A 9,783-nucleotide genomic window follows, 5' to 3' on the forward strand; every position below is an offset into this window, starting at 1 on the left:
CCCCCCCCCCTGCCGTTGCGCCCCTTCCGGGGATCGGCGGGCCGCAGGGGCGAGGTCCCGGCCACTCCGGTCGCCCGTCACCAGGAATCACCTCATCAGGCAAGTGATCAGCCACCTGAGCCCCCGATAGGCTGATCTCCGGCAGCGCAATTCCGGGCCCGGCACGACGGCCCGCTCTGGGTGAGGCGAGGATGACCGAACAGTCCCGTTCCGGCGACGGCAACCAGAAGAAGACCACGGCACGATCCGTCCTCGTCACCCTGGTGGCGGTGGCGCTCGTGGTGGTGGGCTACGTCGCGCGGGACCACCTGCCGTTCCTCGACGACCAGGAGCAGGAGATCGGGTCGGGCCAGCGGGTGCCCGCCCCGGGGGACGCCGCCGAGGCGGCCGCCCTGCTCGACGAGCTGGAGGTCGCCCCGGAACGGTCGATGCGCGGGTACTCGCGGGACCGCTTCCGGCACTGGATCAGCCAGGGCGACAACTGCAACACCAGGGAGACGGTGCTGATCCGGGACGGCGTCGACGTCGTCACCGACGAGGAGTGCCGCCCGCAGTCCGGCACCTGGCACAGCGCCTTCGACGACGAGGAGTTCGACGACGCCTCGGACCTGGACATCGACCACCTGGTTCCGCTCGCGGCGGGGTGGCGCAGTGGCGCGGACGAGTGGGACGACGAGCGCCGCGAGCGGTTCGCCAACGACCTCGACACCCCGCAGCTGATCGCCGTGTCGGCCTCCTCCAACCGGGCCAAGGGCGACCAGACCCCGGACCAGTGGAAGCCGCCGGCCACCGGCTACTGGTGCACCTATGCCCAGGACTGGATCGAGGTCAAGCACCACTGGGAACTGACCGTGACCGAGCCCGAACGAGCGGCGCTGCTGGAGATGTTGGACCACTGCTGACGGACGGCCCGGGAGGGGCGCCCGCGCGGGGGCGCCCTCCTGTCGACGACGCGGCCCCGCTGTCGTGCTGGGGGTGGGCCGCCCGGATCCGGCTCAGGTGGCCGAGGCCAGGAACAGCGCGAAGCGGTGCTCCGGCTCCGTCCACTCGGCGTTCACCGCGAACCCGGCGTCCGCCAGCTCGGCACGCACCCGCTCGGGGCGGAACTTCGCCGAGATCTCGGTCCGGATCTCCTCTCCCCCGGCCAGTTCCAGTGTCAGGTCCAGGGCGTCCAGCCGAACGCGGAGCGGACGCCGGGCGCGCAGCCTCATCTCGATCCACTCCTGTCGGGGGTCCCACCGGGCCACGTGCTGGAAGGCGTCGACGTCGAAGTCGCCGTCGAGTTCTCGGTTGAGGACGCGGAGCACGTTGCGGTCGAACTCGGCCGTGACCCCCGCCGGGTCGTCGTAGGCGAGCAGCAGCGTCGCCGGGTCCTTCACCAGGTCGGCCCCGACCAGCAACCACTCGCCCGTCCGCAGGTGGGACCGCATCGTGCGGTAGAAGTGCCGGCGTTGGTCCGGGGCGAGGTTGCCCACCGTCCCCCCGAGGAACGCCACGAGGCGGGTGCCCTCGGCCGGCAGGGGGCCGAGTTCCCGGGTGAAGTCGCCGAGCACGCCGTGCACGTCCAGTCCCGGGTAGTCGGCCGCGATCTCCGCGCTGGACAGGCGCAGGGCCGACATCGAGATGTCGATCGGAACGTACCTCCGCAGGTCGCCGAGAGCGGTCATGGCGTCCAGCAGGAGGCGCGTCTTCTCCGCTGACCCCGATCCCAGCTCGACGAGCGTGCCCGCCCTGGTCGCCGCGGCGATCTCGGGCGCCACCCGCGCCAGGACCGCGCGCTCGGCCCTGGTCGGGTAGTACTCCGGCAGCCGGGTGATCTCGTCGAACAGTTCGCTGCCCCGGCTGTCGTACAACCATGTCGGTGAGATCCACCGGGGGACATCGGTGAGCCCCACCCGCACGTCGGCGCGCAAGGCCTCGGCCGCCGCGTGTTCGTCGAGGCGGATGTCGAACACCGGGCTCCTCACGAGCTCACCGCCTGGGCCGAGGGCAACGGTTCGACCCGGAGGTGGTGCAGGTTGCCCCGCACGAGCGAGCCGTCCGGGATCCGCCACCAGGTGGGCTCCTCCCCGGTCGGTTCGGAGGCGATCGTCATCTGGTGGCCGACGTCGTGGCTGACCCACAGGGAATGGGTCCAGGTGGTGGCGACGACGCTGGTGCCGTCGAGGAGGAGCAGGTTGAGCCGGGATTCTGGGGCGAGTTCGAGGACGCCGCGCACCAGGTCTCCGACGGCCTCCTCGGGCCGTTCGCCCGCGTGGAGCCGGCGCGCCAGGAGCGCGCAGAGCAGGGCAGTGTCGGTGGCGGCGGGGAGCGCGGCCAGGACCGCCGGGGGCAGCGTGGCGGCCAGGGCGTTGACCGAGTCCGGCCAGCCGGCGATGCGACCGTTCAGGCTGAACAACCACCTGCCGATGCGGAAGGGGGCGCAGGCTTCCTCCCCCGGGGCCATCCCCGTCGTCGCCGAGCGGACCGCCGCCAGCACCGCCCCGGAGGACAGGCCGCCGGCCAGCTCGACGAACCCGGGGTCGGCCCAGATCGCCCCGGCCCGCCGGTACCGGACGGGAGGCCCCGGCACGTTCGGGTACCAGCCGACCCCGAAACCGTCGGCGTTGACGGTGCCACCGCCGCGCATGTCCTGGGGCGCCCAGGACTGCCGGTACAGGGAGTGCTTCGCTGCGACCACCGCGTCGTGCAGGGTGACCACCGGCCCCAGGTAGGCGAGGTGTCGGCACACGGTCAGCCCACCTCCTCGCGACGGGCGTCGCGCGCGCACCGGAACCCGGCGAAGATCTGCCGTCGCCTCGGGTAGTCCCAGTTGCGGAACGTGGCCCTGGCGACGGTGTGGTCGGTGCCGAAGCTGCCACCGCGCAGCACGCGGTACTCCTCGCCGAAGAACACCTCCGAGTACTCCCGGTACGGGAAGGCCGCGAACCCCGGGTAACCCCGGAACGTGGTGCTGGTCCACTCCCACACGTCGCCGAGCAGCTGGTGGACGCCCAGCGGCGACGTCCCGGTCGGGAAGGCCCCGGCCGGCGCGGGGCGCAGGTGTCGTTGGCCGAGGTTGGCGTGCCGTTCGGTGGGTGCCTCGTCGCCCCAGGGGTAGCGGCGGGTCTCCCCGCTCCTCGGGTCGAACCGCGCGGCCTTCTCCCACTCGGCCTCGGTGGGCAACCTCCTGCCGCACCAGGTCGCGAACGCCTCGGCTTCGTGGAACGACACGTGCACCACCGGTTCCTCGGGAACCACCGGTTCCCAGCGGCCGAACACCCGCCGCCACCACCGACCGTCGGTGTCCCGCCGCCAGAACAGGGGAGCGCGCAGGTCGGACCCGGTGCGCAGCGCCCACCCCTCCCCGCTCCACAGCTCGGGCCGGTCGTAGCCGCCGTCGTCGATGAACTCGGCGAAACGGGCGTTGGTGACGGCCTTGGTGTCGATGTGGAAGGCGGGCACGTGCACCGGGTGGGCCGGTCGTTCGTTGTCCAAGGCCCACGTCTCCACCGACGTGCCCATCGTGAACGTCCCCGCCGGGACCAGCACCTCACTCGGTCCGGGCGGGCCGGCGGGGGCCGGCACCGGCGGTGCGGTCAGCACGGGCCCGCCGCGTCGGAGTTGGTGGGTGGCCAGCATGGTCTCGTCGTGCTGCTGCTCGTGTTGCACGATCATGCCGAACGCGAAAGCGCCGGTGACCAGGCGCCGCCCCTCCAGCGGGACGTCAGCCAGGACGTCCAACGCCTTGGTCCGCACCGACGCCACGTACCGCCTGGCCTCGGTCGGCGAGAGGAGCGGCAGGGCCGGCCGGTCCGCCCTGCCGTGGCGGAAGGCGTCGTAGAGGTCGTCGATGTCGGGTCGGAGCGGATCGCGGCCACCGACGTCGCGGACGAGCCACAGCTCCTCCTGGCTTCCCACGTGGGCGAGGTCCCACACCAGGGGGGACATCAGCGGTGAGTGCTGCCGGCGGAGGTCCTCGTCGTCGACGGCGTCGGTCAGGTGCCGGGTGCGACGGCGCGTGCGGTCGAGCTCCCGCGCGACCCGGTCACGCAGGGCGTCCTCGTCTCGGCGGTCGGGTCCCGCCGTGGTGCCGGCTGGGGAGAAGGACATGGGTCGTCACCTCCGGTCAGGCGCGGAGCACCCGGGGGACCCGGGTGCGGACGAGTTGCTCAGTGCTCCGCACGACGTGGTCGAGCACCGGCGGCGGCAGGTCGAGGTCACGCAGGGACTGGAGGCCCAGGGTGAGGACGGAGGCGGCGGCCCTGGCCAGCACCGGGTCGTCCAGGCCCTGGCAGGCGGCGGTCAACCAGCGGCCACGGGCGGGTTCGGTGAGTTCCAGCAGCCGGTCGACGGTCCGCTCCCGGGCGAACAGGGCGAGGACCAGGGCGGCCGGTACCACCCAGTCGTCGCCCGGTTGGGTGTCGAGGTAGCGGATCTCCAGGTACCCGCGTGGTCGGACCGGGGTGAAGAGCATCGTCAGGTGGTAATCGAGGTCGTCGAACGTGGGCCGCCGGTGGAGCGCGCCGTCGATCCACTCGCCGAAGGTGACGCCGATCGGTGTGGGCCAGGGCTCGTCCCGCTCCCGGACGCACAACACCGGGGTCTCCAGCGCCCGCCGTGCCCAGGCGGCGCCGGGGTCGGCGGACGGCCCGCCGGGGCGGGTGCGAGGGGGATCGGTGTTGTAGAGGGTGAGCATGCGGGTGGAGGCCCAGCCGCTGCGGATGCCGTCCAGGGTCGGGGAGTTCGCGAAGGCCGCGACGAACACGGGACCCAGCGCGTGGACGGCGGCCCACCTGGCGGCCACCTGGTCCCCCTCCCCGGCGTCCAGGCACACCTGGAGGCCGGCGGTGCTGCACATCATGATGACTCCCGCCGGCCCGCGGCGGTTGAAGTTCGTCTCCATCGCCGCGTAGCGGGGGGTGCGCAGCAGACGCCGGGCGGGGCGGTAGGGGTCGGTCCCCCGGGTTCCGAGTTCCAGGCCCGCGCTGGCCAGCAGGCGGCGGAGCTGGTCGATGTCGGCGGAGGTGGCGTCGACCAGGTCGGAGGCGGCCGTCCGTGGCGCGGTGGAGATCTCCACCTGGCCGCCGGGTTCGACGGTGACGACCGACCGGTGGCCGAGGGGAACGTGCGGGCTGGTCGGCACCAGCGAGGGTGGGGCGTGCGGGCCCAGGGCGCGCGCGAGGTGGTCGGCGAGCACGGGCCGGGTGGGGTCGTCGTGATGGTGAACCGTCCACTCGAGTTCGACTCCGGCCAGGCGTGGCGGGCCGTGCTTGAAGCAGACGGAGGCGACGTAGGCCTCGGCCTCCACGCGGCTGCGAATCCTGGCGGACTCGACGTTCCCGGCCGGACGTGCGCTGCTGACCACATCCCGCGCGTTCCGCGTGAACACCATCGACATCACCCCAGGTAGTCGGATGACTACCGAAGCTACACCTCATCCTCGGAGCTCGCACCCCCGTCGGCGAGCTACCCCGGTGTGACCGAGGACGCGCCGACGGAGGTACCCGGTGGTTGGACCTCGATGTCGTCGACTGCGACGATCTCCCCATGCCACGGGTCAGCCAGGACCACCTCGACGCGCGCCGACGCCAGATCCTGTACGGGTCGCGGGCGTGCTTCGCCCGTCACGGGTACGAGGGCGCCACGGTCCGCAGGTTGGAGGAGGCGACCGGGCTCTCCCGAGGCGCCATCTTCCACCACTTCAAGGACAAGGAATCGCTCTTCCTCGCGCTCGCCGAGGACGACGCGCACCGGATGGCCGAGGTGGTGGCGGAGCAGGGCCTGGTCCAGGTGATGCGCAACCTGATCGCGGCTCCGCCGGACGTCGAGGGCGATGCCCACCCCTCCTACCTGCTGGGCACGCGGTTGGAGGTCTCCCGTCGCCTCCGGACCGACCCCGACTTCCGCGCGAGGTGGGCGGAGCGGTCGCAGGAACTGACCCTCGCGACCCGCGAACGGCTGTCCCGGCAGCGCGCTGCGGGCAAGCTGCGCGACGACGTCGACATCGACGTGCTCACCAGCTACCTGGAGCTGGTGCTGGAAGGGCTGGTCTCACACCTGGCGATGGGTCTGCCCGCCGACGACCTCGAGCCGGTGCTGGACCTCGTCGAGGAGTCGGTGCGGCGGCACAGCGCCAGGGCGTGACGCCCCGGTGCGCCGGTGAACGGCGTTCTGGTCCGGCCCGGGTTCAGCGCACCCCGTGCATCCGCCGGCGGATCAGCGGGGCGGCCAGGACGAGGGACGCGCCGAGCAGCACCGCCACCAGCCCGAGCGCGCCGAAGTAGACCAGCTCGGAGTCCGGGGAGTAGAGCCGGACCAGCTGGGCCCCGATGCCCGAACCGGCGGCCACGGACAGCAGGAAGAGCCCCACCATCTGCGCCGCGAAGGCCCGGGGTGCCAGCGAGGTGCTGACGGACAGCCCCACCGGTGAGAGCAGCAACTCCCCGCAGGTCATGACGACCAACGCTCCTACCAGCCAGAGCGGGCTGGCGCCCCCCTCGGGCAGGGTGGCGCTGGCCAGCATCATGACCAGGAACGACACCCCGACCAGGGCGAGCCCGCCGGAGAACTTGGTGGGCGTCCCGGGCTGCCGCGTCCCCAGCCTGGTCCACAGCAGGGCGAACAGCGGCGCCAGCAGGAGGATGGCGACGGGGTTGACGGACTGGAACCAGCTGGGTGGGATCTCGAAACCGAGGAGGTCGCGGTCGACCCTGCTGTCGGCGAACGCGGCGATCACGGTCGACTGCTGCTCGAAGAGCGTCCAGAACATGACGCTGGCCACGAACAGGGGGACGAAGGCGAGAACCCGGTCCCGTTCGACCCCGTCCAGCCGGCGACTCCGCAGCATGACCCAGAAGTAGGCGACGGGCAGCAGGACCGACAGCAGGCTCAGCAGGTTGACGACGCGCCCGGAGGTGAGCCACCCGCCGAGGGCGAGCACCGCGAGCACGCCCGCCGCGCCCAGCGCCGCGAGGCCCAGCCGGGGCAGCAGCCACCGCCGCTCGGCGGGGTCGAGCGGGTTGGTGGGTTCCAGGCTGGCGGTCCCGAGGTGTTTCCGGCCGAGCACGTACTGGATGAGTCCCAGCGCCATGCCGATCGCGGCCAGCCCGAAGCCGAGGTGGAAGTCGGCCCCGCTCGCGGCGAGCCCCGTGAGCAGGGGCGCGACGAAGCTCCCCAGGTTGATGCCCATGTAGAACAGCGAGAACCCGGCGTCCTTGCGCTGGTCACCTGGTTCGTAGAGCGTGCCGACGATGGCGGTCACGTTGGACTTGAGCAGTCCCGTGCCGACGATGATCAGCCCCAGGCCACCCGCCACCCCGGCCATCCCGGGAACGATGGCGAGGGTGATGTGGCCGCACATGATGAGCACTCCGCCGTAGAGCACCGCGCGTTGGGTGCCGAGCAGGCGGTCGGCGACCCAGGCGCCGGCGACGCTGGCCATGTACACCGCGGATCCGTAGGCCGCGACCAGCGACAACGCGGAAGAACGCGGCATGCCCAGGCCGCCGTCGACGGCGGAGTAGTAGAGGTAGTAGGCGAGGATCGCCCGCATGCCGTAGAAGGAGAAGCGCTCCCACATCTCGGTGAAGAAGAGGGTGGCCAGGCCCCGCGGCTGGCCGAAGGAGCCGCGCCCCGGCTCTCCGCCGTCGCTGTCGGTCACCGCCCACCTCCCCGCCGGTCCACCCAGGCGGACGGGCCCCGGCCTCCCCACGGTGCGGTGACGCGCGGTCGGGCACAACTCGGAACAAGGGCGACACCGGCGGTGACAGACCGTGTGCGAAATCACGGAACGTGCGGGCGACAACCTCCTGAGGAGGGGAAACGCGTCACGATCCAGCGGTCTGGACGTCCATTTCCCGGCGGTTCACCCGTACACTGGCTGCGTTTAACACCAACTCGAATACTGAGGAGTGATGACTTCCGTGCCGGAAGCCGACTCACCCGGTAGCAGTAGCAAGCCGGGTCACCAACCCGGCTGTCCCAGCCCGGCCGCCCCCTTCCGGGGTGTCCGATGAACGACGTACTGATCAGCGTTCTCCTTCTCCTCGGCGTTATCGTGATCACCGCGGGCACTTTCGTCTGCGTCGCCGCCGAGTTCGCACTCACCACGCTGGAGCGGAGCACTGTCGACACGCACGTGCGGCAGGTCGGCGACCGCAGGGCGCGCAACGTGCAGCAGGCCCACCGCACGCTGTCCTTCCAGCTCTCCGGAGCCCAGCTGGGCATCACCATCACGACCCTGGTCACCGGGTACATGGCCGAGCCGGCCATCGCCCAGCTGATCAGCCCAGGGCTGAGCGCGCTCGGACTGCCCGACGGCCTCGTGGGCGGCCTGTCGCTGGCCATCGCGCTCTTCCTGGCCACCTCCCTGTCCATGATCTTCGGCGAGATGGTGCCGAAGAACCTGGCCATCTCCCGGCCCCTGGCCACCGCCCGCGCGGTCGTCGGCGTCTACTCCGCGTTCACCCGGATCTTCCGCTGGGTGATCGACGGCAGCAACAACGCCGCGAACTGGCTGGTCCGCAAGCTGGGGGTGGAACCCATCGAGGAGTTGCGCTCGGCGCGGTCCCCGGAGGAGATCAGCTCCATCGTGCGGGCCAGCGCGGCGCAGGGGACCCTCGACGCCGGTACCGCCGCACTGCTGGGCCGCTCGCTGCGGTTCGGCGAACGCACGGCCGGTGACCTGATGACCCCCCGCGTCCGCATCGCCTCCCTCGGTCCGGATGCCACGGTGGACGAGCTCGTCGAGCTGGGCCGGCGGACCGGGTACTCCCGGTTCCCCGTGCACGGCGTCGACCTGGACGACGTCCGCGGCGTGGTGCACGTCAAGCAGGCCTTCGGGATCCCGGCGGCCGAGCGCGGCAGGATCCGGGTGTTGTCCCTGGCCAGGCCGGTTCCCACCGTTCCGGACTCGCTGGACGGCGACACCCTCCTGAACCGGCTTCGCGGTTCGGGGTTGCAGATGGCGATGGTCGTCGACGAGTACGGCGGCAGCGCCGGTCTGGTGACCGTCGAGGACGTCATCGAGGAGATCGTCGGTGACGTCCGGGACGAGCACGACCGGCGTGAGATCCCGGCCGTCCGGCCGCTGGGCGAGGAGAGCTGGCTGGTCTCGGGCCTGCTCCGGGACGACGAGCTCGCCGAGGCCACCGGCCTGGTGTTGCCCGAGGGCGACTACGAGACCCTGGCCGGCTTCGTCCTCGACAGGCTGGGCCGGATCCCCTCCGTGGATGACGACATCGCCGTCGACGGCTGGCAGCTGACGGTGACCCGGATGGACCGGCACCGCATCGCCGAGGTCCGCGTGGTGCGGACGGAGTCGGCGCGGTCGGTGGCGTTGGAGGGGGCCATGTCGGCCCGTGAGGAGGTCGCACGGTGAGCGGATGGGTCGCGATCACGCTGATCGTCGTGTTGCTGGCGTTGAACGCGTTCTTCGTCGGCGCCGAGTTCTCCCTGTTGTCCTCTCGCCGGGACCGCCTGGAGGCCATGCTCGACCAGGGCACCACCCGGGCGCGGGTGGTGTTGGACGCGGGGAAGAACGCGTCGTTGATGTTGGCGGGTGCCCAGCTGGGCATCACGATCTGCTCGCTGGCACTGGGCCGGCTCGGCGAACCGGCCGTCGCGGTGATGATCGAGCGGGCGCTGGCCCCGTTCGCGATCCCGGCGTTCCTGCTCCACACGATCGCCTTCATCATCGCGTTGTCCCTGGTGGGTCTCGCGCACCTGCTGATCGGTGAGATGGTGCCGAAGAACCTGGCCATCGCCACGCCCGAGCGCCTGGCGCTGTGGCTGGGGGCGCCG

Annotated in this window: 9 protein-coding genes; 4 read left to right on the top strand and 5 right to left on the bottom strand. The window is 71.8% G+C overall.

Going from position 1 to position 9,783, the window contains the following annotated elements; genetic code table 11:
* Positions 1-191 precede the first annotated feature (191 nt).
* A complete protein-coding gene (locus ACTIDRAF_RS0203410; RefSeq protein WP_016697317.1) occupies positions 192-902 on the top strand; it encodes an HNH endonuclease family protein in 711 nt (236 codons plus the stop codon).
* 93 nt (positions 903-995) lie between these two features.
* Here ACTIDRAF_RS0203410 and egtD read toward each other — a convergent pair whose 3' ends face one another.
* The 4 genes from egtD to egtA are packed head-to-tail and all read right to left on the bottom strand — an operon-like array spanning position 996 to position 5,374.
* Positions 996-1,955 (bottom strand): L-histidine N(alpha)-methyltransferase, encoded by a 960-nt coding sequence (egtD, locus tag ACTIDRAF_RS0203415; protein WP_016697318.1) that lies wholly within the window; start codon positions 1,953-1,955, stop codon positions 996-998.
* A gap of 8 nt (positions 1,956-1,963) precedes the next feature.
* Positions 1,964-2,731, bottom strand: a complete 768-nt coding sequence (gene egtC, locus ACTIDRAF_RS0203420) for an ergothioneine biosynthesis protein EgtC (protein ID WP_016697319.1) — start codon at positions 2,729-2,731, stop codon at positions 1,964-1,966.
* Positions 2,732-2,733: 2 nt separating this feature from the next.
* Positions 2,734-4,092: an ergothioneine biosynthesis protein EgtB gene (gene egtB, locus ACTIDRAF_RS0203425; RefSeq protein WP_016697320.1), complete on the bottom strand. Its 1,359-nt coding sequence runs from the start codon at positions 4,090-4,092 to the stop codon at positions 2,734-2,736.
* Between the two features lie 16 nt (positions 4,093-4,108).
* The gene (gene egtA, locus ACTIDRAF_RS0203430) at positions 4,109-5,374 is read right to left on the bottom strand and encodes an ergothioneine biosynthesis glutamate--cysteine ligase EgtA (protein WP_157162822.1); all 1,266 of its coding nucleotides are present in this window, start codon (positions 5,372-5,374) and stop codon (positions 4,109-4,111) included.
* A gap of 155 nt (positions 5,375-5,529) precedes the next feature.
* Here egtA and ACTIDRAF_RS0203435 point away from each other — a divergent pair, with 155 nt between their 5' ends.
* Positions 5,530-6,126 (top strand): TetR/AcrR family transcriptional regulator, encoded by a 597-nt coding sequence (locus tag ACTIDRAF_RS0203435; RefSeq protein ID WP_026065738.1) that lies wholly within the window; start codon positions 5,530-5,532, stop codon positions 6,124-6,126.
* Positions 6,127-6,169: 43 nt separating this feature from the next.
* Here ACTIDRAF_RS0203435 and ACTIDRAF_RS0203440 read toward each other — a convergent pair whose 3' ends face one another.
* Positions 6,170-7,642 (bottom strand): peptide MFS transporter, encoded by a 1,473-nt coding sequence (locus ACTIDRAF_RS0203440; RefSeq protein WP_016697323.1) that lies wholly within the window; start codon positions 7,640-7,642, stop codon positions 6,170-6,172.
* Between the two features lie 351 nt (positions 7,643-7,993).
* On the opposite strand from ACTIDRAF_RS0203440, the gene ACTIDRAF_RS0203445 reads away from it, so the two are divergent.
* Together ACTIDRAF_RS0203445 and ACTIDRAF_RS0203450 are read left to right on the top strand one after the other, a co-directional pair.
* A complete protein-coding gene (locus ACTIDRAF_RS0203445; protein ID WP_016697324.1) occupies positions 7,994-9,361 on the top strand; it encodes a hemolysin family protein in 1,368 nt (455 codons plus the stop codon).
* Positions 9,358-9,783 (top strand): CNNM domain-containing protein (locus ACTIDRAF_RS0203450; RefSeq protein ID WP_016697325.1); only part of this gene is annotated, 426 nt, incomplete at its 3' end. The genes ACTIDRAF_RS0203445 and ACTIDRAF_RS0203450, both read left to right, overlap by 4 nt.

The organism is Actinoalloteichus spitiensis RMV-1378 (assembly GCF_000239155.1).
Taxonomy (GTDB): Bacteria; Actinomycetota; Actinomycetes; order Mycobacteriales; family Pseudonocardiaceae; genus Actinoalloteichus_B; species Actinoalloteichus_B spitiensis.